16 protein-coding genes are annotated in these 22,325 nt (G+C 64.9%); 8 read left to right on the plus strand and 8 right to left on the minus strand.

Features of this window, described 5'->3' with window-relative positions; all coding sequences use genetic code 11:
- Positions 1–217: 217 nt before the first annotated feature.
- The 8 genes from B2790_RS17750 to B2790_RS17785 all read right to left on the minus strand — a co-directional run bounded on the left by B2790_RS17750 (position 218) and on the right by B2790_RS17785 (position 14,257).
- A complete protein-coding gene (locus B2790_RS17750; RefSeq protein WP_286101751.1) occupies positions 218–1,705 on the minus strand; it encodes an efflux transporter outer membrane subunit in 1,488 nt (495 codons plus the stop codon).
- Positions 1,702–4,809, minus strand: coding sequence for an efflux RND transporter permease subunit (locus B2790_RS17755; RefSeq protein WP_286919361.1), 3,108 nt, complete (start codon positions 4,807–4,809; stop codon positions 1,702–1,704). The genes B2790_RS17750 and B2790_RS17755 overlap by 4 nt, the downstream gene beginning before the upstream one ends.
- Entirely contained in the window at positions 4,806–7,904 is a 3,099-nt protein-coding gene (locus B2790_RS17760) for an MdtB/MuxB family multidrug efflux RND transporter permease subunit (RefSeq protein ID WP_286919362.1), read from the minus strand. The genes B2790_RS17755 and B2790_RS17760 overlap by 4 nt, the downstream gene beginning before the upstream one ends.
- A complete protein-coding gene (locus B2790_RS17765) occupies positions 7,901–9,223 on the minus strand; it encodes an MdtA/MuxA family multidrug efflux RND transporter periplasmic adaptor subunit (protein ID WP_286919363.1) in 1,323 nt (440 codons plus the stop codon). The genes B2790_RS17760 and B2790_RS17765 overlap by 4 nt, the downstream gene beginning before the upstream one ends.
- Positions 9,224–9,566: 343 nt before the next feature.
- Positions 9,567–10,067: a thiol peroxidase gene (gene tpx, locus B2790_RS17770; RefSeq protein WP_025338839.1), complete on the minus strand. Its 501-nt coding sequence runs from the start codon at positions 10,065–10,067 to the stop codon at positions 9,567–9,569.
- 166 nt (positions 10,068–10,233) lie between these two features.
- The gene (locus tag B2790_RS17775; protein ID WP_025338838.1) at positions 10,234–11,514 is read right to left on the minus strand and encodes a serine/threonine transporter; all 1,281 of its coding nucleotides are present in this window, start codon (positions 11,512–11,514) and stop codon (positions 10,234–10,236) included.
- Between the two features lie 295 nt (positions 11,515–11,809).
- On the minus strand, positions 11,810–13,006 hold the full coding sequence (locus tag B2790_RS17780; protein WP_063915003.1) for an aromatic amino acid transaminase: 1,197 nt from the start codon (positions 13,004–13,006) through the stop codon (positions 11,810–11,812).
- Positions 13,007–13,231: 225 nt separating this feature from the next.
- Positions 13,232–14,257 carry an Ldh family oxidoreductase gene (locus tag B2790_RS17785; RefSeq protein WP_286919364.1) on the minus strand — a complete coding sequence of 342 codons (1,026 nt, stop codon included), beginning with the start codon at positions 14,255–14,257 and terminating at the stop codon, positions 13,232–13,234.
- Between the two features lie 143 nt (positions 14,258–14,400).
- On the opposite strand from B2790_RS17785, the gene B2790_RS17790 reads away from it, so the two are divergent.
- The 8 genes from B2790_RS17790 to kdgD all read left to right on the plus strand — a co-directional run bounded on the left by B2790_RS17790 (position 14,401) and on the right by kdgD (position 22,257).
- Positions 14,401–15,273 carry a MurR/RpiR family transcriptional regulator gene (locus B2790_RS17790; RefSeq protein ID WP_085705216.1) on the plus strand — a complete coding sequence of 291 codons (873 nt, stop codon included), beginning with the start codon at positions 14,401–14,403 and terminating at the stop codon, positions 15,271–15,273.
- 22 nt (positions 15,274–15,295) lie between these two features.
- Entirely contained in the window at positions 15,296–16,048 is a 753-nt protein-coding gene (locus B2790_RS17795; protein WP_286919366.1) for a transporter substrate-binding domain-containing protein, read from the plus strand.
- A 145-nt stretch (positions 16,049–16,193) separates the two neighbouring features.
- Complete coding sequence (locus tag B2790_RS17800; protein WP_004376260.1) at positions 16,194–16,913, plus strand: ABC transporter permease; 720 nt, start codon at positions 16,194–16,196, stop codon at positions 16,911–16,913.
- On the plus strand, positions 16,910–17,620 hold the full coding sequence (locus tag B2790_RS17805; protein WP_025338833.1) for an ABC transporter permease: 711 nt from the start codon (positions 16,910–16,912) through the stop codon (positions 17,618–17,620). The genes B2790_RS17800 and B2790_RS17805 overlap by 4 nt, the downstream gene beginning before the upstream one ends.
- 16 nt (positions 17,621–17,636) lie before the next feature.
- Positions 17,637–18,881, plus strand: coding sequence for an NAD(P)/FAD-dependent oxidoreductase (locus tag B2790_RS17810; protein ID WP_025338832.1), 1,245 nt, complete (start codon positions 17,637–17,639; stop codon positions 18,879–18,881).
- Between the two features lie 22 nt (positions 18,882–18,903).
- Entirely contained in the window at positions 18,904–19,686 is a 783-nt protein-coding gene (locus B2790_RS17815; RefSeq protein ID WP_013972988.1) for an amino acid ABC transporter ATP-binding protein, read from the plus strand.
- Positions 19,687–20,106: 420 nt separating this feature from the next.
- Positions 20,107–20,916 (plus strand): gamma-glutamyl-gamma-aminobutyrate hydrolase family protein, encoded by an 810-nt coding sequence (locus B2790_RS17820; RefSeq protein ID WP_015270696.1) that lies wholly within the window; start codon positions 20,107–20,109, stop codon positions 20,914–20,916.
- Between the two features lie 429 nt (positions 20,917–21,345).
- Positions 21,346–22,257: a 5-dehydro-4-deoxyglucarate dehydratase gene (gene kdgD / locus B2790_RS17825; protein WP_286919368.1), complete on the plus strand. Its 912-nt coding sequence runs from the start codon at positions 21,346–21,348 to the stop codon at positions 22,255–22,257.
- Positions 22,258–22,325: the final 68 nt, after the last annotated feature.

Consider the following 22,325-nt stretch of genomic DNA (forward strand, 5'->3'; position numbering starts at 1 on the left):
GGAAAAAGCTGACGATTGTACTCAAGCTTAGGCGAAACGCACGGGGTTTTTGCGAATGGGAATGGATCCAAAGCCCGCATGGGGCTGCTGCGCAGCCCATCGCCGGCAAGCCGGCTCCCACCTTGACCGCATCGACCTCAGGGATTGCACAGTACCTGTGGGAGCCGGCTTGCCGGCGATGAGGCCGGTACAGCAATTCGCTGTACTAGAGGCCCAGTCAATCCTGCTCGGCAAACGCCTGTTCCGCATCCCAGCCACCACCCAGCGCGGCAACCAGCTGCACGCTTGCCACCAGGCGCCCCTGCAGCAGGTTCAACACACTGCGCTCGTTGCTCAGCGCCGTGGTCTGCACGTTGACCACATCCAGGTAGCCGATCAGCCCCGCGCGGTACTGGTTCTCGGTCAGGCGCAGGGACTCGCGAGCGGCATCCAGTGCCTCCTGGCGCACCACCGCCTCATCGCCATACACCTTCAACTGCACCAGCAGGTTTTCCACTTCCTTGAAGCCGTCGAGCACGGTCTGGCGGTACTGCGCCACGGTCTGGTCATATACCGCCACCGTGCGGTCCACCTCGGCACTGCGCTTGCCGGCGTCGAACAAGGTCAGCGCCAGCTGCGGGCCCACCGACCAGTAGCGGTTGGGCAGTTCGATCCAGTTGCTGAAGCTGCTGCTGGAGTAACCGCCACTCATGCTCAGGCTCAGGTCCGGGAAATACGCCGCCCGCGACACGCCGATGTTGGCGTTGGCAGCCATCACGTTGCGCTCGGCCGCAGCGATGTCCGGGCGTCGCTCCAGCAACTGCGAAGGCAAGGCCACCGGAATTTGCGGCAGCGCCGGAATGGCCTTGCTGTCGGCCAGGGCGAAGTCCGCCGGGGCCTTGCCCAGCAACACGGCAATGGCGTTCTCGAACTGCGCGCGCTGCCAGATCAGGTCGATCAGGTCGGCCTGGGTGCTCTTGAGCTGGGTACGCGCCTGGGCCACCGCATCCGGGCCGGCGACGCCGGCGCGGTACTGGTTTTCGTTCATTCGCAGGGAACGCTCATAAGCTGCCACGGTGGCTTCCAACAGGCGCTTCTGCTCGTCGATCACCCGCAACTGCAGGTAGTTCTGCACCAGTTCCGACTGCTGGCTGAGGCGGATCGAGGCCAGGTCGGCCAGGCTGGCTTCGGCACTGGCTTCGTTGGCATTGAGGGTTTCGCGCAGCTTGCCCCACAGGTCGATTTCCCAGCTGACGCCGAGCTGGGCGTTGTAGGTGTTGCGAATGCCGCTGCTGTTGTTGGACAGGCTCGAACTGGAGCTGCCGGTGCCCTGGGCCGAGCGGTTCTTGCTGACGCTCAGGTCCAGGCTGGGGAACAGTGCCGCTCGGCTGCTGCGCACCAGCGCCTGGGCCTGGCGGTACTGGGCTTCCGATTGCGCCACGGTCTGGTTGCTGCGGTTGAGCTCTTCGACCAGCGCATTGAGCCCGGCATCGCCGTAGATTTCCCACCAGGCGCCGCGGGCGATGGCATCGGACGGCGTGGCCTGGGTCCAGCCTTCGGCGTGCTTGAACTGCGCCGTGCTGCTCAGCTCCGGGCGGTGGTAGTCCGGGCTCAGGGTGCAGGCGCTGAGCAAGGCGACGCACAACCCGGCGCCGAGCAGGCGCGAGCCACGCCCACGGGTCAGCGTCTGCAGGGCGCGGTGAAGTGGGGTCTGGGCAAAAGTCATAGCGGGGTTTCCAGGGCGGCGTCGGTGCGCACGCCACGCCAACGGTTGAAACGGTGACGCAGGCGGTCCAGGTACAGGTAGACCACCGGTGTCGTGTAAAGGGTGAGGATCTGGCTGAACACCAGGCCGCCAATGATGGTCAGGCCCAGTGGCTGGCGCATTTCCGCGCCTTCGGCGCGGCTCAGCAGCAGCGGCAAGGCACCGAGGATGGCCGCCAGGGTCGTCATCAGGATCGGCCGCAGACGCAGCAGGCAGGCCCGGCGGATCGACTCTTCCGGTGTCAGGCCCTGGTGGCGCTCCAGCTGCAAGGCCAGGTCGATCATCAGGATGGCGTTCTTCTTCACCACGCCGATCAGCAGGAACAGCCCCAGCAGCGAGATCAGGCTGAACTCGCCGCCGGTGACGTACAGCGCCAGCAAGGCACCGACGCCGGCCGAGGGCAGTGTCGAGAGGATGGTCAGCGGGTGAATGTAGCTTTCGTAGAGGATGCCCAGCACCAGGTAGACCAGCACCAGCGCGCCAAGGATCATCAGCGGCTGGCCTTCCTGGGTCTTGGCGAAGGCATCGGCGGTACCACCAAGCTTGGCGATCACTTCCTCGGGCAAGCCCAGCTTGGCCACCGCACGCTCCAGCGCCGCCATGGCCTGGTCGGGGCTGTAGCCTTCGGCGACGTCGAAGGCGATGCTTTCGGCGGCGAACTGGCCTTCGTGGCTGACCCGGTCGTTGGCCAGGCTGTTCTCGTAGTGGGCGATGGTCGACAGCGGTACGCGGGCACCGTCGGCGGTAATCACCTGTACCTGCTCGAGGGTGCTCGGGTCCCAGGCGTACTTCGGGTTGATCTCCAGCACTACCTGGTACTGGTTGAGGCTGTCGTAGATGGTGGAGATCTGGCGCTGGCTGTAGGCGTTGTTCAGCACCGTGGTGACCATGTCCATGTCGATGCCCAGGCGCTTGGCCTGGTCGCGGTCGACCACCAGGGTCACCTGCTGGGTGCCGGCACCGTCGCGGGCGTCGATGGCCGTCAGTTGCGGCAGTGCACGCAGCGCCGCCACCACTTTCGGGAACCATTCGCGCAACGCCGTCAGGTCACCGCTCTGCAGGGAATACAGGTACTGCGAGGAGGTCTGGTCGCGGCCCCCGCCGCCCAGTTGCAGGTCCTGGTCGGCCATCAGGAACAGGCGCCCGCCAGGTACCTTGGGCATTTCCTTGCGCAGGCGCTCGATCACCTTCTGCGCGTCGATCTTGCGCTCGTTGATCGGTTTCAGGCGCACCAGCACCATGGCGTTGTTGGTGCCACTGTTGCCGCCGATGAAGCCGGCAACGCTCTGCACCGCCGGGTCGGCCAGCAAGGCGCGGCGGTAGATTTCCATTTTCGGCTGCATCACGCTGAACGACAGGCCGTCGTCGCCACGGATGAAGCCCATCAGCTGGCCGGTGTCCTGCTGCGGCATCAGCGTCTTGGGCACCACCACGTACAGGGCGATGTTGATGCCGATGGTGGCCAGCAGGCTGATCAGCGTCAGGCGCTTGTGGCGCAAGGCCCAGCCCAGGCTGCGGTCATAGGCATCGACCATGCGCTGGTGCAACTGTTCGCTCCAGCGCTGCAGGCGGTTCTGCTCGGCCTGGTGGGGCTTGAGCCAGCGGGCGCACAGCATCGGCGTGAGGGTCAGCGACACCACCAACGACACGATGATCGCCGCCGCCAGGGTGATGGAGAACTCCTGGAACAGGTTGCGCACGATGCCGCCCATGAACAGGATGGAGACGAACACCGCCACCAGCGACACGTTCATCGACAGCAAGGTGAAACCCACTTCCTTGGCACCCAGGAAGGCCGCCTTCATCGGCGGCTGGCCGTCCTCGATGTGCCGGGAGATGTTCTCCAGCACCACGATGGCGTCGTCCACCACCAGGCCGGTGGCAAGAATAAGCGCCATCAGCGACAGGTTGTTGAGCGAGAACCCGCACAGGTACATGACCGCGAAGGTGCCCACCAGCGACACCGGTACCGCCAGGCTGGGGATCAGCGAGGCCCGCAGGCTGCCGAGGAACAGGTAGACCACCAGGATCACCAGCACCACGGCGATCAGCAGGGTGTGCTCGGCTTCCTTGAGGGTTGCCTTGATCACTGGCGAGCGGTCCATGGCCACGTTCAGTTGCACGCTGGCCGGCAGCAGCGACTGCAGGGCCGGCAGCTGCGCCTTGATCTGGTCGACCGTTTCGATGATGTTGGCGCCGGTCTGGCGGTTGACCACCAGCAGCACCGCGCTCTGGTCATTGAAGAAGCCGCTGTTGTAGCGGTTCTCGACACCGTCGGTGATGGTCGCCACGTCGGACAGGCGCAGGATGGTGCCGTTCTGCTGGCGGATCACCACGGGCTCGTAGTCCTTGGCGCTTTCCAGCTGGTCGTTGGCACGCACCTGCCAGTTGCGCTCGGCGTCCTCGACAAAGCCCATCGGCCGGCGCTGGTTGGCGTTGGACACGGCAGTGCGCACTTCATCCAGCGACAGGCCGTACTGGTTGAGCAATTGCGGCTCCACGGCAATGCGCACCGCCGGCAACGAACTGCCGCCGATCTGCACCTCCCCTACCCCGGGCACTTGGGCCAGGCTCTGCGACAGGATGGTGTCGGCCAGGTCGTACAGCTGGCCCTTCTGCAGCACGTCCGAAGTCAGCGACAGCACCATGATCGGTGCCTGCGACGGGTTGATCTTCTTGTAGGTGGGCATGCTGCGCATACCGCTGGGCAGCAGGTTGCGGGTGGCGTTGATCGCCGCCTGCACCTCGCGCGCCGCACCGTCGATGTCGCGGCCCATCTCGAAGCCGATGATCACCCGTGTGGAGCCCTGGTTGGAGCTGCTGGTCAGGGTGGTCACGCCGGCAATGCTGCCCAGCTTGCGCTCCAGCGGCGTGGCCACGGTGGAGGCCATCACCTCCGGGCTGGCGCCGGACAGGTTGGCCGACACCACGATCACCGGGAAGTCCATCTGTGGCAGCGGCGCCACCGGCAGCAGGCCGAAGCTGACCCCGCCCAAAAGCATGATCGCCAGGCTCAACAGCATGGTCGCCACCGGGCGACGGATGAAAGGACCGGACAGGTTCATGCCTCGGCCTGCTTCACGTCAGTGGCCGGGCGCCAGCGGCGGGCCAGGCGGTCGAAGTACAGGTAGATGACCGGGGTGGTGAACAACGTCAGCACCTGACTGACCAGCAACCCGCCGACCATCACCAGGCCCAGCGGCTGGCGCAGCTCGGCGCCGGAACCGGTGGCGAGCATCAGCGGCACGGCGCCGAACAGCGCGGCCAGGGTGGTCATCAGGATCGGCCGGAAGCGCAGCAGCGCCGCCTGGTAGATGGCATCGCGCGGGCTCATGCCCTGCTGGCGCTCGGCCTCGAGGGCGAAGTCGATCATCATGATCGCGTTCTTCTTGACGATGCCGATCAGCAGGATGATGCCGATGATGGCGATCATGCCCAGGTCGTTGCCGCTGATGAGCAAGGCCAGCAAGGCGCCGACCGCTGCCGACGGCAGGGTCGAAAGAATGGTCACTGGGTGGATGTAGCTCTCGTACAGCACGCCCAGCACGATGTACATGGTCACCACCGCCGCCAGGATCAACAGCAAGGTGCTCGACAGCGATGCCTGGAAGGCTTCCGCCGCGCCCTGGAAGCGGGTTTGCACGCCCAGCGGCATGCCGATGTCCTTTTGCACCTGCTCGATCACCTGCACCGCCTCGCCCAGCGAAGCGCCGTGGGCCAGGTTGAACGACAGGGTCACCGCCGGGAACTGGCCGATGTGGGAAATGGCCAGCTGGGCCTGGCGCTGTTCGATGCGCGCCAGCGCCGACAGGCGCACCTGGCCGCCATCGGTGGCCTTGACGTGGATCGACTCCAGCGCCTGCGGGCCGATCACCGCCGCATCCTGCGACTGCAGCACCACGCGGTACTGGCTGGCCTGGGTGTAGATGGTCGAGATCTGGCGCTGGCCGAAGGCGTCGTACAGGGCGTTGGTGATCTGCGACACGCTGATGCCCAGGCGGCTGGCCATGTCGCGGTCGATCACCAGGTACACCTGCAGGCCCTTGTCCTGCAGGTCGCTGGCCACGTCGGCCAGTTCCGGGCGCTGCTGCAGCGCCTGCACCAGCTTGCCGCTCCACTGCGCCAGCAGGTCGGCGTCCGGCGACGACAGGCTGAACTGGTACTGGGTACGACTGACCCGGTCTTCGATGCTCAGGTCCTGCACCGGCTGCATGAACAGGCGGATGCCCACCAGCCGGTCGACTTGCGGCTGCAGGCGGTTGATCACTTCGCTGGCAGTGACATCACGCTCGCCATGAGGCTTGAGGTTGATCAGCAGGCGGCCGCTGTTGAGCGTGGCGTTGTCGCCATCGACACCGATGTAGGACGACAGGCTCTGTACCGCCGGGTCCTGCAGGATCACCTTGCTCAGGGCTTGCTGGCGTTCGCTCATGGCGGCGAACGAGGTGGACTGCGGCGCTTCGGAAATGCCCTGGATCACCCCGGTGTCCTGCACCGGGAAGAAGCCCTTGGGCACCACCATGTACAGGAATACGGTGAGCGCCAGGCTGGCTACGGCCACCAGCAGCGTCAGCGGCTGGCGCTTGAGTACCCACTGCAGGGCGCTGCCGTAGTGCCTGATCAGCCAGTCGATCCAGGCGCCACTGGCGCGGTAGAACCGGCCCTGTTCCTCTTCCTTGGGCTCGCGCTTGAGCAGGCGCGCGCACATCATCGGCGTGAGGGTCAGCGATACCACCAGGGAAATCAGGATGGCCACCGCCAGGGTAATGGCGAACTCGCGGAACAGGCGGCCGACCACATCGGCCATGAACAGCAGCGGGATCAGTACAGCAATCAGCGAGAAGGTCAGCGAGATCAGGGTGAAGCCGATTTGCCGGGCGCCCTTGAGCGCAGCCTGCATGGGCGTCTCGCCCTCCTCGATGTGCCGGGAGATGTTCTCCAGCATGACGATGGCGTCGTCGACCACGAAACCGGTGGCGACGGTCAGGGCCATCAGCGTCAGGTTGTTGACCGAGAAGCCGGCCAGGTACATCACGCCGAAGGTGCCGATCAGCGACAATGGCACGGCGATCGACGGAATGAGGGTGGCACTGAAACGGCGCAGGAACACGAACGTGACCATTACCACCAGGGCGATGGCAATCAGCAGTTCGTGCTGCACGTCCTTGACCGCGGCGCGGATGGTCTGGGTGCGGTCGGTGAGCACCGAAACATCCAGGCCGGCCGGCAGGTTGTCGGTGATCGAAGGCAACAGGGCCTTGATACGGTCGACCACTTCGATGACGTTGGCGCCCGGCTGGCGCTGGATGTTCAGCAGCACCGCATGGTTTTCATTGGCCCAGGCAGCCAGGCGCTCGTTCTCCGCGCCGTCGACGATTTCGGCCACGTCCTTGAGACGCAATGGTGCACCGTTGTTGTAGGCCAGGATCAGGTTTGCGTACTCCTCAGGGGAGCGCAGCTGGTCGTTGGCATCGAGCATCGACACCCGGGTCGGGCCGTCGAAGTTGCCCTTGGGCTGGTTGACGTTGGAGGCGCCGATCAGGGTGCGTACGTCCTCCAGGTTCAGGCCGTTGGCGGCCAGGGCATCGACGTTGACCTTGATCCGCACCGCCTGGCGCTGGCCGCCGGCGATGCTGACCATGCCCACACCGCTGATCTGCGCGAGCTTCTGGGCCACGCGGGTATCGACCAGGTCGTTGAGCTTGGGCAGCGGCATGGTCTTGCTGGAGATGGCCAGGGTCAGCACCGGGGTGTCGGCCGGGTTGACCTTGTTGTACACCGGCGGCGCAGGCAGGTCGCTGGGCAGCAGGTTGCTGGCGGCGTTGATCGCGGCCTGCACCTGTTGCTCGGCAACGTCCATGTTCATGTCGAGGTTGAAGCGCAGGGTCAGCACCGAGGCGCCACCGGAGCTGGTCGACGCCATCTGCTCCAGGCCCGGCATCTGCCCGAACTGGCGTTCCAGCGGTGCGGTAACGGCGCTGGTCATGACCTGCGGGCTGGCACCGGGGTACAGGGTCATGACCCGGATGGTCGGGTAATCCACCTGCGGCAAGGCGGAAACCGGCAGCAACTTGTAGGCGATCAGGCCGGCCAGGACGATGGCCAGCATGCTCAGCGTGGTGGCAACCGGCCGCAGGATGAACAGACGCGAGAGGTTCATGCGCCCGCCTTGCCTGCTGCGCTACCAGGCTGTGCTTTACCGGGCTGCACATCACCAGTGCTTGCCGAACCCTTGGCTTCCTGGCCTTGCAGGTGCTGGCCCGGGGTGGTCGGCACCTGCGAGCTGTCTTCGACCACTTCCACCTTGGTGCCTTCGCGCAGGCGGTCGGTGCCTTCCAGCACCAGGCGGTCGCCGGCCTTCAGGCCTTCGAGGATGACGCTGTTCTCGCCATCGCTGGCGCCGACCTTGAGCTTGCGGATGTTGACCGTGTTCTGGTCATTGACCACGTAGGCGAAGGAGCCGTCATTGCCGAACTGGATGGCCGCCGCCGGGGCCATGGTCACCTGCTTGAGGGTGTCGGCCAGCAGGCGCACGTTGACGAACTGGTTGGGGAACAGGGCAAGGTCCTTGTTCTCGAAGCGGCCCTTGAACTTTAGGGTGCCGGTGGTGGTGTCGATCTGGTTGTCGATGCTGCCCAGCACGCCGGTGGACTGCAGCTTGCTGTCACTGCGGTCCCAGGCCTCGACCGGCAGGCTGGCGCCGCTGCGGTAGCGTTCCAGCACGGTGCTCAGCTCGGTTTCCGGCAGGGTGAAGGCAACGCTGATCGGCTCGGTCTGGGTGATCACCACCAGCGCGGTGGTGTCGTTGGCCGCCACCAGGTTGCCCAGGTCGAGCTGGCGCAGGCCCACGCGGCCATTGATCGGCGCGCGGATCTGGGTGAAATCGAGGTTCAGGCGGGCGTCGTTGACCTGCGCTTGGTTGGTCTTCACCAGCCCCTGGAACTGCGCCACCTGCGCTTCGGCGGTGTCGAGGGTTTGCTTGGCGATGCTGTCTTCGGCGTACAGGCCTTTATAGCGGGCCAGGTCGACCTGGGCGTTCTTCAACTGCGCCTGGTTCTGCGCCAGGGTGCCTTCGGCCTGTTGCAGGGCGATGCGATACGGGCGCGGGTCGATCTCGGCGAGCAGGTCGCCGGCCTTGACCTGCTGGCCTTCCTTGAAGTGGATCTTGACCAGCTCGCCAGCCACGCGGCTGCGCACGTTGACGGTGTTGGTCGCGGTGACGGTGCCCAGGGCCTTGTAGTACAGCGGGAAGTCGCCCACCCGCACCGGCTCGACGCGCACCGGCACCGGGTCGCTGGAGCCGCCGAAGCCCGGGCGACCGCCCATCATGCCCATGCCCTTGCCACCGCGCCCGCCACCGGCTTCTTTAGGCGCAGGCGCCGCTGCGGGCCACAGCCACCAGGCCAGTGCAGCCACCAGCAGCAGGATCAGCAGGCCTACGAGCCAGCGACGAGGGGAACGGGAATTGGACGCTTGCATGGGTTGAACGAACCTTGTTCGGAATGACGACTTGGGGAGGATGAACGATAAGCACTGGCATCGTTTTAGCAAAGCGCCTTTACCAGAGGTTTACCTTTGCCTGACGTTGCCAAGGGGTTGAACTTTAAATGAAAACGGCCCGGAACGCGTTCCGGGCCGTTTACAGGGTGTTGCTTGGAGCAGTGGCGGGCTGAAAGGTTTCGGTTGCCTGTGCCGGCCTCTTCGCGGGCTTGCCCGCTCCCACAGGTACTGCACAGGTTTCAAAGGCTGTGACATCCCTGTGGGAGCGGGCAAGCCCGCGAAGGGGCCGGTACAGGCAAGCCCGCCCTGCCCCACACAACTCTTACTTCAGCACAGCCAGCGCTGCATCGTAGTTCGGCTCATCAGCGATTTCGCCAACCAGCTCGCTGTGCAGCACCTTGTCGTTTTCGTCCAGTACCACCACGGCACGGGCAGCCAGGCCGGCCAGCGGGCCATCGGCGATGGCCACGCCGTAGTTTTCGAGGAACTCGCGGCCACGCAGGGTCGACAGGTTCTTCACGTTGTCCAGGCCTTCGGCGCCGCAGAAGCGTGCCTGGGCGAACGGCAGGTCGGCGGAGATGCACAGCACCACAGTGTTGGCCACATCGTTGGCCTGGGCGTTGAACTTGCGCACGGAGGTAGCGCAGGTCGGGGTGTCGACGCTCGGGAAGATGTTCAGCACCTTGCGCTTGCCGGCGTAGTCTTTCAGCGACTTGTCAGCCAGGCCTTCACCTACCAGGGAGAAAGCCGGAGCCTGGGCGCCGGTTTTCGGCAGTTCGCCGTTGACCTGAACCGGGTTGCCTTTGAGAGTCACTTGAGCCATGACGAAATCCTTATGCGGGGTTTGAAAAGGACACTGAGTTAAGCATGAAGGCGGCCGGGTGCCTATGGGGGCAGGTGAAATTGTTCTGTTGCCGGACAATTCTTGTGGACAAAAAAATGCCCGGGTGGCAACAAGCGACCCGGGCATTACTGTTGCAGATGGCGAATCAGCCCAGCAGGCCGTATACCACCGAGGTCAGCGCAACCAGGCCGACTACCACCACGAACACGTTGGAGGCAGCACCGCTGTACTTGCGCATGGATGGCACGCGGCGAATGGCGTACATCGGCATCAGGAACAGCAGCACCGCGAGGATCGGGCCACCGAGCGACTCGATCATGCCGAGGATGCTTGGGTTGAGGGTGGCGACGATCCAGCACACCACCAGCATCAGCGCGGCGACCACGCGGTCCAGGGCCTTGGCGCTCGGGCGAGCACCGGCCTTGGTGATGATGCCCTTCAGGCCTTCGCTGGCGCCGATGTAGTGGCCGAGGAACGACTTGGCGATGGCCACGAAGGCGATCAGCGGTGCAGCGAACGCGATGGTCGGGTTGCTGAAGTGGTTGGCCAGGTACGACAGGATCGACAGGTTCTGCGCCTTGGCCTCGGCCAGCTGGGCGCTGCTCAGGGTGAGCACGCAGCTGAACACGAAGAACAGCACCATCACCACCATCAGCAGGTGGGCACGGCGCAGGATCTGGCCGCTACGCTCATCGGCATGCTCGCCGTAGCGGCGCTTCTGGTCGACGGCAAAGGCGGAGATGATCGGCGAGTGGTTGAACGAGAACACCATCACCGGAATCGCCAGCCACAGGGTGTGCAGGAAGGCCGAAGCTGGTGGCACCTGGGTGGCGCTGTCGAGAATGCCACCGGTCCAGTGCGGCACCAGGTACAGGCCCAGCAATGCCAGGGCGACGATGAACGGGTAGACCAGCAGGCTCATGACCTTGACCGTGGCCTGCTCGCCGCAGCGCACGATGGCCAGCAGGCCGAGGATCAGCACGAACGACAGGATGGCCCGTGGCGGCGGCTGCATGTGCAGCTGGTGCTCCATGAAGCTGGACACGGTGTTGGTCAGCGCCACGCTATAGATAAGCAGGATCGGGAAGATCGCGAAGAAGTACAGCACGGTGATCGAGGCGCCGGCGGTAATGCCGAAGTGCTCCTTGACCACTTCGGTGATATCGCCGTCATTGCGCCCGGAAAGGACGAAACGGGTCAGCCCGCGGTGAGCGAAATAGGTCATCGGGAAGGCCAGTATGGCCAGGATCAGCAACGGCCAGAAGCCGCCAAGGCCGGCGTTGATCGGCAGGAACAGGGTTCCGGCGCCGATCGCTGTGCCGAACAGGCCCAGCATCCAGGTGGTGTCGTGACGCGACCAGCTGCCGAGGGTGGCGGGGGTCGATTCTGCAAAGCGTTGTTCAACGCTTGGGGCCTGCTCATTCATTCCGGGTGAAGCTCCACTCGCAAGACTGCAACAGGCTGAGAATGGCGAAATAGACGTTTCGCCCAACTCAACCGAAAAAGGGAGCGCGATTGTGCACGGAAAGGTTGCACTTGCGAAGCCCTTTTCCGAGGAGCGGTTGCACTTGTCTTTACAAGCGGATTGCAACCAGAGGCTGCATGCAGCCTGATCGCCGGCAAGCCGGCTCCCACACCGACCGCGCAGTGCTTGAGCCTTGCGCTATCTCTGTGGGAGCCGGCTTGCCGGCGAAAGGACCGCAAAGCGGCCCCTTGCGGTGTTACTTCTGGACGGCGGCGAAGGCTTCGGCAACCCGTTGCAGGTTGGCCGGGCGCAGGCCGGACATGCATACGCGGCCGCTGTCGATCAGGTACACGCCAAACTCGTCACGCAGGCGGCGCACCTGCTCGACGCTGAAGCCGGTGTAGCTGAACATGCCGCGCTGGCGCAGGAAGAACTGGAAGTCCTGGCCTGGCAGCAGCACGGCCAGGGCATCGACCAGCGCCTGGCGCATGTCGAGGATACGTTTGCGCATCACTTCGACTTCCTCGGCCCACTGGGCATTGAGGGCGGCATCGCTGAGCACGCCAGCAACCAGCTGGGCGCCGAAGTTGGGCGGGCTGGAGTAGTTGCGGCGCACGGTAGCCTTGAGCTGGCCGAGCACGCTCTGGGCAGTGGCGTCATCGTCGCAGACCACCGACAGGCCGCCGACACGCTCGCCGTACAGCGAGAAGATCTTCGAGAACGAGTTGCTGACCAGGCACGGCACGCCGGCGCGGGCCATTTCACGGATGGCGTAGGCGTCTTCCACCAGGCCTTCGGCGAAGCCCTGGTAGGCGATGTCGAGGAACGGGATCAGCTGGCGTGCCTTGACCACTTCAACCACCTGTTGCCACTGGTGCTGTTCCAGGTCGGCGCCGGTGGGGTTGTGGCAGCACGGGTGCAGCAGCACCACGCTGTTGGCCGGCAGGGTCTGCAGGGTGGCCAGCATGCCGTCGAAGTCCACGCCACGGGTGGCCTGGTCGAAGTACGGGTAGGTGTGCACCTTGAAGCCGGCGCCTTCGAAGATGGCGCGGTGGTTGTCCCAGGTTGGGTTGCTGACCCAGACTTCGGACTGCGGGAAGTAGCGCTTGAGGAAGTCGGCACCGACTTTGAGGGCGCCGGAACCGCCCACGGTCTGCACGGTGGCCACGCGCCCGCCGGTCACGGCTGGGTGATCGGCACCGAACAGCAGTGCCTGGATCGCCTGGCGGTAGCTGGCCAGGCCTTCCATCGGCAGGTACAGCGAGGCTTCGTGGTCCTGGCCGGCGATGCGTTTTTCCACCGCATCCACAGCCGCCAGTTGCGGCACCACGCCGGCCTCATCGTAGTACAGGCCGATACTCAGGTTGACCTTGTCGGCGCGCGGGTCGGCCTTGAAGGTTTCCATCAACGAGAGGATCGGGTCGCCGGCATAGGCATCGACATGTTTGAACACAGCGTGCAGCTCCTTGGATCAGGACAGTTCGAAAAGGCAGCCCTGAGCATACCCGGAGTGCGGGCTCAGGAACATCAACTATTGTGCAAGGTTGTCTATGCAACATTGCATGGCTGAGGATTGGCGCTGGATTCTTCGCGGGCATGCCCGCTCCCACAGGTACTGCACAGGTCTCAAGGGCGGTGATACCACTGTGGGAGCGGGCGCGCCCGCGAAGAGGCCGGGTCAGCCAAGCAGCTCTTTCAGGCCTTGCAACTCCTGCTCGGTCACCGCCACCCCCTCCTCCTCGGCCACCTCGCGCTCGCGGTAACGCCGCTCGCCCGGCACGCGCGTCAGCCCTGCCGCCTGCATCTGCTCGACCAGTTCGCGGCTGCGCTGGGCAAACCGCTCGCCCTCGGCCTTGTTCGGGTCGATGACGATGATCAGCTGCCCGGTCCACGGCGTCTTCGCCCCCGGGTGCCCCGACCAGTCGAACTCCCAGGAGAAATGCCCGCCGGTCAGCGCCGCCGCCAGCAACTCGACCATCATCGACAAGGCCGAGCCCTTGTGCCCGCCAAATGGCAGCAAGGCGCCGCCTTCCAGAATCGCCTTGGGGTCGGTGGTCGGCTCGCCATTGGCATCCACCCCCATGCCCTGCGGCAATTGCTGGCCAGCGCGCGCGGCAATCTGCACGTCGCCATGGGCCATGGCGCTGGTGGCCATGTCGAAGACGATCGGGTCATGTTCGGCGCAAGGTGCGGCAAAGGCGATGGGGTTGGTGCCGAACAGCGGCTTGCGCGCGCCGTGCGGCACGACGCAGGTCATGCTGTTGACCACGCTCAGCGCTACCAGGCCTTCGTCGGCGAATGGCTCCACATCCGGCCACAGCGCGGCGAAGTGGTGCGAGTTGTGGATCGCCAGCACGGCGATGCCAGCGTTGCGTGCCTTCGCCACCAGAAGTTCACGGGCCGCCGCCAGCGCCGGCTGGGCGAAGCCGCCTGCGGCATCGACGCGCACATAACCGGGCGCCACGTCGCTGACCTTCGGCGTGGCCTGGCCATCGACCCAGCCGCTGGCCAATGTCGAAACATAGCCAGGCATGCGGAACACCCCATGGCTATGGGCACCATCGCGCTGGGCGCTGGCGCAGTTGTGGGCCAGCACCCGGGCCACGCTTTCGCTGCAGCCATGGCGCTGGAAGATGCTCTGCAACAGGCCCTGCAGCTCGGTAAAAGGCACACGCACGACGGTGCTGGTGGAAGGTGCGGACATCTGAAGCTCCTTGTTGGAATTGGAATGGCTACAGCGTTGCAACGACAAAAACTTTCCTGCATGTGACAGCTATCTGTCAAATGTTGACTTGATGACAGAAAACAGCCATTTTCTTTCGCAAGCCTTACCCCTGGAGCCGCAGCATGAGCCAACTGATCAAGCAACGCCTGGAAAACAGCCTCGAAGGGGCCGCTGCTTCGGGCCGCAAGATCGCCAGCTACATGCTCGCCAACCTGCATGAACTGCCGTTTCAGACCTCGGCCAGCATTGCCGTCAAGCTGGGCGTCAGCGAATCCAGCGTCGGCCGTTTCTGCCGCTCATTGGGTTATGCCCATCTCAAGGCGTTGAAGCAAGACCTGCAGAACGACCTGGGCGATGGCCCGTGGCTGGTGGGCGACCGCCTGCAAGATTACCGCCAGAACCAGGACGCCAGCGACAACGCCGGCAGCCTGGAGCTGGAAATCGCTGCCCTGGTGCGCGTGCACGAGTATCGCCAGAGCAGCGCCTGGCACAGCGTCGCCCAGCGCCTGGCAAGCAAGCAGCGGGTGTTCATCGCCGGCTTCCAGACCGAGCGCGGCATCGCCATGTGCATGAGCCACCTGCTGCAGTACCTGCGCGATGGCGTGCAGCTGGTGGATATGAGTGCCGGGCACTTTGGCGAAGTATTGCTGGGCCGCGCCGAAGACAGCGCCCTGGTGGTGTTCGAAGCCCGCCGTTATTCCCGCCATGCCCTGCTGTTGTGCCAGAAGGCACGCGAGGCTGGCATTGCGGTCACCCTGGTGACCGACCCCTTCTGTGACTGGGCCGATGCCAACGCCGACGAGGTGTTCCGCATTCCCACCGAGTTCAACCTGTTCTGGGAGTCCACCTCGACCATGCTGTCGTGGGTGCACCTGATGGTCAACGAGGTCTGCAAGAAGCTCGGGCCGGATGTTGAAAAACGCTTGGAAGCAACTGCCGCTCTACATAACGAATTCGTCGGCTACACCTCGTGGTCGACGGGAAAACAACAATAGCAAGAGTGCAATGAGGTGCGAGATGAACAAGACCATGGCCTTGGTGGGTGCGTGCGCCCTGCTGCTGTCGGGTGCCGCCAGTGCCGAAACCCTGCGCTTCGCCACCGAGGGCGCCTACCCGCCCTTCAACTATGTCGACGCCAATAACCAGTTGCACGGCTTCGACGTCGACATCACCCACGCCCTGTGCGAGCAGATGAAAGTCGAGTGCACGCTGGTGGCCCAGGACTGGGAAGGCATCATCCCGGCGCTGATGGCACGCAAGTACGACGCAGTGGTCGCGTCGATGATCAACACCGAAGAGCGGCGCAAGAAGATCGCCTTCACCGACCACTACTACCGCACCCCGCTGACCGTTGCCGTGGCCAAGGACAGCAAGATCAGCGACGCCCAGACCAACTTCGACGGCTACACCGTTGGCGCCCAGTCATCGTCCACCCAGGCCATCTACGCCGAAGACGTCTACGCCAAGGCCGGTGCCGACGTGAAACTGTACCCGACCATGGACGAAGCCAACGCCGACCTGGCCGCGGGCCGCCTGGATGGCGTGATTGCCGACAAATTCCCGCTGCATGAGTGGATGACCAAGAACGGCGGGGACTGCTGCAAGATCCTCGGTGACGTGGCCGACACCAAGGCCGATGCCGCCATTGCCGTGCGCAAGGACGACGAAGCCCTGCGCCAGCGCCTGAACACCGCGCTGCAGCAGATCGTCGCCAACGGCACCTACCAGAAGATCGCCAGCAAGTACTTCGCTTTCGATATCTACAACTGACCTTCAAGGCCTCATTGCCTGACCGGACCCTATCGCCGGCAAGCCAGCTCCCACAGGTTGCTCACTGACCTGAAGAACAGCGGTGTACCTGTGGGAGCCGGCTTGCCGGCGATGAGGCCGGTAAGGTCAACACAAGGTGTTCGTCATGCTCGATCAATTGTCCTTGCTGTCCTTCGCCAGTGGAGGCTGGGGCCAGGCGCTGCTGGCCGGCGCGCTGGTCACCGTTTCCCTGGCCCTGGCCTGCCTGCCCATCGGCCTGCCGCTGGGCCTGGTGGTCGCCCTTGCAGCACGCTCGCGCAAGCGCTTGCCGCGCGCATGGGCCACCACCTTCTCCACCGTGTTCCGTGGCCTGCCCGAACTGCTGACGCTGCTGATCATCTATTACGGCTGCCAGATCGCCGCACAGAAGATCCTCGCAGCCATGGGCTACCAGGGTGAGTTCCTGATCAATACCTTCCTCGCCGCGATGATCGCCTTCAGCCTGGTGTTCGCCGCGTTCTCCAGCGAGATCTGGCTGGCAGCCTTCAAGACCCTGCCCAAGGGCCAGCTGGAAGCCTGCTCGGCGCTGGGCCTGAGCAAGCGCACCGGCTTCTTCAAGGTGCTGCTGCCACAACTGACCCGCATCGCCCTGCCCGGCCTGTCCAACAACTGGCTGTCGCTGCTCAAGGACACCTCGCTGGTATCCACCATCTCGCTGGTCGACCTGATGCGCCAGACCAACCTGGCTGTCAGCGTGACCAAGGAGCCGATGTTCTTCTATGGCGTGGCCTGCCTGGGCTACCTGCTGTTCGCCGCCATTTCCGGGCGCGTGTTCGCCTTCATCGAACGGCGCAGCAACCGCCACCTGCAAGGAGCACGCGCATGAGCTTCGAACAACTGCTGGCGCTGGTCCTCGACCCCGACCTGCTGGACCGCTACGGCCCGCGCTTCCTCGATGGCCTGCTGGTAACGGCCAAGCTGGTGGCGATTTCCTTCAGCCTGGGTGCCGTGCTCGGCCTGTTGCTGGCCCTGGCGCGCATGTCGCGCAGCCTGCTGCTGCAGCGCATGGCCGCCGGCTACGTGTACTTCTTCCGCGGCTCGCCGCTGCTGGCCCAGCTGTTCCTGCTGTACTACGGCCTGGGCTCGCTCAAGGGCTTCTGGCAGGACGTAGGCCTGTGGTGGTTCTTCCGCGAGGCGTGGTTCTGCACGCTACTGGCGTTCACCCTGAACACCGCGGCCTACCAGGCCGAAATCTTCCGCGGCAGCCTGATGGCCGTCGCCCCCGGCCAGCATGAGGCGGCGCGGGCGCTGAACCTGAAGCGCTCGACCACCTTCTTCAAGGTGATCCTGCCGCAGTCGCTGCTGGTGGCCATAGGCCCGCTGGGCAACGAATTGATCCTGATGATCAAGGCCAGCGCGATCGCCTCGCTGGTGACCATCTACGACCTGATGGGCGTGACCAAACTGGCCTTCTCGCGCAGTTTCGACTTCCAGATCTACCTGTGGGCCGCCGTGCTCTACCTGCTGATCGTCGAACTGGTGCGGCGCCTGCTGAAACACCTGGAAGCCCGCCTGGGCCGCCACCTGAACTGACCGAAGGATACGTTCCATGCATTGCCAGACCCTTGTCCTCGGCGCCGGCATCGTCGGCGTCAGCACCGCCCTGCACCTGCAGGCCCGCGGGCGCCAGGTGATCCTGATCGACCGCGACGAACCGGGCAGCGGCACCAGCCACGGCAATGCCGGGCTGATCGAGCGCTCCAGCGTGATCCCCTATGCCTTCCCGCGGCAACTGGGCGCGCTGCTGCGCTATGGCCTGAATCGCCAGCCCGATGTGCGCTACAGCCTGCTGCACCTGCCCAAGGCCGCCCCCTGGCTGTGGCGCTACTGGCGCCAGTCGGCCCCCGGGCGCCTGGCCGGGGCCGCCGCCGACATGCTGCCGCTGGTGCAGCGCTGCGTCGAGGAGCACGACGCACTCATTGCTGCCGCCGGCCTGGAAGGGCTGGTGCAGGCCAAAGGCTGGATCGAAGTGTTCCGTGACCCGGCGCTGTTCGAGCAGGCCAAGGCCGACGCCAAGGGCCTGAGCCGCTATGGCCTGCAGTTCGAAATCCTCGAATGCGGGCAGTTGCAGGCCCGCGAGCACCAGCTGGACGCCAGCGTGGTTGGCGGCATCCACTGGCTCGACCCCAAGACCGTGAACAACCCCGGCGCCCTCACCCGCGGCTACGCCACCCTGTTCACGCAGCGCGGCGGGCAGTTCCTGCATGGAGATGCGCGCAGCCTGCGCCAGGTCGACGGCCAATGGCGGGTCGACAGCCGCCGCGGCCCGATCACCGCCAACGAGGTGGTGGCCTGCCTCGGCCCGCAGTCGGCCGACCTGTTCAGCGGCCTGGGCTACCAGATCCCGCTGGCGATCAAGCGTGGCTACCACATGCACTACAGCACCCGTGACGGCGCGCAACTGGAGCATTCCATCTGCGACACCCAGGGCGGCTACGTGCTGGCGCCAATGGCCCGCGGCGTGCGCCTGACCACCGGTATCGAGTTCGACGCCAGCAGCGCGCCGGGCAATCAGATCCAGCTGGGCCGCTGCGAAGCCCTGGCGCGCAAGCTGTTCCCGGCCCTTGGCGAGCGCCTGGACGACACCCCCTGGCTGGGCCGCCGCCCCTGCCTGCCCGACATGCGCCCGGTGATCGGCCCGGCGCCGCGCCACCCGGGGCTGTGGTTCAACTTCGGCCACGCCCACCACGGCCTCACCCTGGGCCCGGTCAGCGGCCGGCTGGTGGCCGAACTGGTCACCGGCGAACGCCCCTTCACCGACCCCGCGCCCTACAGCGCGACTCGTTTCGACTGAACCCCTGCGGGAGAACAACAAGATGACCGCACCACTGAGCCTTGCCACCCTTGCACCCGAACCCGACCCACGCCCGGTGCTGATCCGCATCGAAGGCCTGAACAAGCACTACGGCGCGTTCCACGTGCTGCGCGACATCGACCTGCAGGTGCGCGAAGGCGAACGCATCGTGCTGTGCGGGCCGTCCGGCTCGGGCAAATCGACCCTGATCCGCTGCATCAACCGCCTGGAAGTGGCCCAGCAGGGCAGCATCAAGGTGGATGGCATCGACCTGGCGGCCACCACCCGCGAAGCGGCGCAGGTGCGCAGCGACATCGGCATGGTGTTCCAGCACTTCAACCTGTTCCCGCACATGAGCGTGCTCGACAACTGCCTGCTGGCCCCCACCAGCGTGCGCGGGTTGTCGCGCAAGGACGCCGAGGAGCGGGCGCGCATGTACCTGAGCAAGGTCGGCATCGAAAGCCAGGCGCACAAGTACCCCAGCCAGCTGTCCGGCGGCCAGCAGCAGCGCGTGGCGATTGCCCGGGCGCTGTGCATGAAGCCGCGGATCATGCTATTCGACGAGCCCACCTCGGCGCTGGACCCGGAGATGGTCGCCGAGGTGCTGGATGTGCTGGTGCAGCTGGCTGGCACTGGCATGACCATGCTTTGCGTCACCCATGAAATGGGCTTTGCCCGCCAGGTGGCCGAGCGGGTGCTGTTCCTCGAGGGTGGGCAGATCATCGAAGACAGCCCGCCGCAGGTGTTCTTCAACCAGCCGCGTACCGAGCGGGCCAAGGGGTTCCTGGCGCAGATACTGCACTGACACCTGTTCCGGCCTTTTCGCGGGCTCGCCCGCTCCCACAGGATCACCTCGGCCTTCGGGACCTGTGATCAACCTGTGGGAGCGGGCATGCCCGCGAAGAGGCCGGAACAGGCGACACCTTCATTGCACCGCTGCAAAGACCCAACTGCATCGTTAAATATTATTGACCTTAACCCCCGCCAAACCCACGCCACCACAGGCCCGCATCGGTTTCAGCCCCCAAAAACCGGCGCATTACCTGCCATCAAGCCCTTCTCCGTCGTTTGACATATCGAACGGCTCTGGCAAGCTATCTACAAGCCCCGACCGGAATCGTCGCCTCCGACGAGCCGGCAGTGCTCGGGGCTACAGGTTGCACCCATGGCCCCGCGCCGTGCACCTGCACAACAACGACAGGCCGAACCTGTCCCAAGGTGACATATGTCCAACAGCAACATTGGCAACAAGCAACCCTCCCTGCGCAAACCCGTCGTCCTGATGACCATGGGCAGCCAAGAGCGCAAAGGCCATGACTACCAGGTCATGACCCACAAATACATCACCCCGCTGGTCGAGTTTTCCGATTGCGTCCCGGTGCTGGTGCCCACCTGCTGCGGCATCGAAGACCTCGAGACCTATCTGGACATGGCCGACGGCGTGTACCTGACCGGCGCCGGCAGCAACATCGACCCGGCCCTGTACGGCCAGGAAAACGAGACCCCCGGCAAAGGCCAAGACCAGAACCGCGACCTGTTCGACATCCCGCTGGTCAAGGCCGCGATCAAGCGTGGCCTGCCGATCTTCGGCATCTGCCGTGGCATGCAGGAAATCAACGTGGCCCTGGGTGGCGACATCTACCAGAAGGTGTACGCCGAGCCTGGCTTCAACGACCACCGGGAAAACCCGGAAGACCCGGTCGAGGTGCAATACGCCCAGGTGCACGGCGTGAAGATCAAGCCGGACAGCTGGCTGCGCGACACCCTGGGTACCGACGAGATTCGCGTCAACTCGCTGCATGGCCAAGGCCTGCACAAGCTCGGCGCCGGCATCGAGGCCATCGCCCACGCCGAAGACGGCCTGGTCGAGGCGATCCATGCCCCAAGCATCTCGCCGTTCCTGTTCGCCGTGCAGTGGCACCCGGAGTGGCAAGCGGCGAAGAACCCGGATTCGATCAAGATCTTCCAGGCTTTCGGCGACGCTTGCCGGGCCCAGGTACGCAAGGCGCAGATCAAGCGCCAGCACGCTGCCTGACCCCAGTTTCCTCTGCTTTGATCGCGGGGCGGCGCAAGGCCGCCCCCGTTTTCCCCGGTCACCCTCTGCTGGTCCCAGAACACTTCCCGTGGAAACGGGCGGCGGGCTTGTGCCTGTCTCCGCGATCGTTTTTTCCTGCCCCTTCAGAGATACGATGACTGATCGCGGCTAGTCTGCCATCTGTGTCTTATACATCTCTTGTTGTCGCCTGTGCCGGCCTCTTCGCGGGCGCGCCCGCTCCTACAAGCGCGCCGCGGTCCCTGTGGGAGCGGGCATGCCCGCGAAGAGGCCGGCACAGGCAATACCATTCCTTCCGCCCCTCCGCAAAAAAATCTCCCAAAGGGACTAGTCATCATACTAGTTGTACGATAACTTACCTCCAACGCAAAACAACACCCTTCACCCAAGCGCCACAGGATGCCAACAACAATGACTCCACAAGAACTCAAATCCATCCTCTCCCACGGCCTGCTGTCTTTCCCGGTCACCGACTTCAACGCCCAGGGCGACTTCAACCCGGCTGGCTACGTCAAGCGCCTGGAATGGCTGGCCCCGTATGGCGCCAGCGCCCTGTTCGCCGCCGGCGGCACCGGTGAGTTCTTCTCCCTGGCTGCCAGCGAATACAGCCAGGTGATCAAGACCGCCGTCGACACCTGCGCCACATCGGTCCCAATCCTCGCCGGCGTCGGAGGCTCCACCCGCCAGGCCATCGAATACGCGCAAGAAGCCGAGCGCCTGGGTGCCAAGGGCCTGCTGCTGCTGCCGCACTACCTGACCGAAGCCAGCCAGGAAGGCGTCGCCGCCCACGTCGAAGCAGTGTGCAAATCGGTAAACATCGGCGTAGTCGTCTACAACCGCAACGTCTGCCGCCTGAACGCCGACCTGCTGGAAAAACTGGCCGAGCGCTGCCCGAACCTGATCGGCTACAAGGACGGCCTGGGTGACATCGAGCTGATGGTGTCGATCCGTCGCCGCCTGGGCGACCGCTTCAGCTACCTGGGCGGCCTGCCGACCGCCGAGGTGTATGCTGCTGCCTACAAGGCCCTGGGCGTGCCGGTGTACTCCTCCGCCGTGTTCAACTTCGTGCCGAAGACCGCCATGGACTTCTACAACGCCATCGCCCGTGACGACCACGCCACCGTGGCCAAGCTGATCGACGACTTCTTCCTGCCGTACCTGGACATCCGCAACCGCAAGGCCGGCTACGCCGTGAGCATCGTCAAGGCCGGCGCCAGGATCGCCGGTTACGACGCCGGCCCTGTGCGTACTCCGCTTACCGACCTCACCGCCGACGAGTACGAAAAACTCGCCGCGCTGATGGACAAGATGGGCCCGCAATAAGCGCCGCCCGCGGCCTGCCAGATGCCGCGCCCGGAGTGGGCCAGCCCCACTCCGGTTACAATTCGTGA

The organism is Pseudomonas sp. UBA6753, from assembly GCF_002453565.1.
Classification (GTDB): domain Bacteria; phylum Pseudomonadota; class Gammaproteobacteria; order Pseudomonadales; family Pseudomonadaceae; genus Aquipseudomonas; species Aquipseudomonas putida_Z.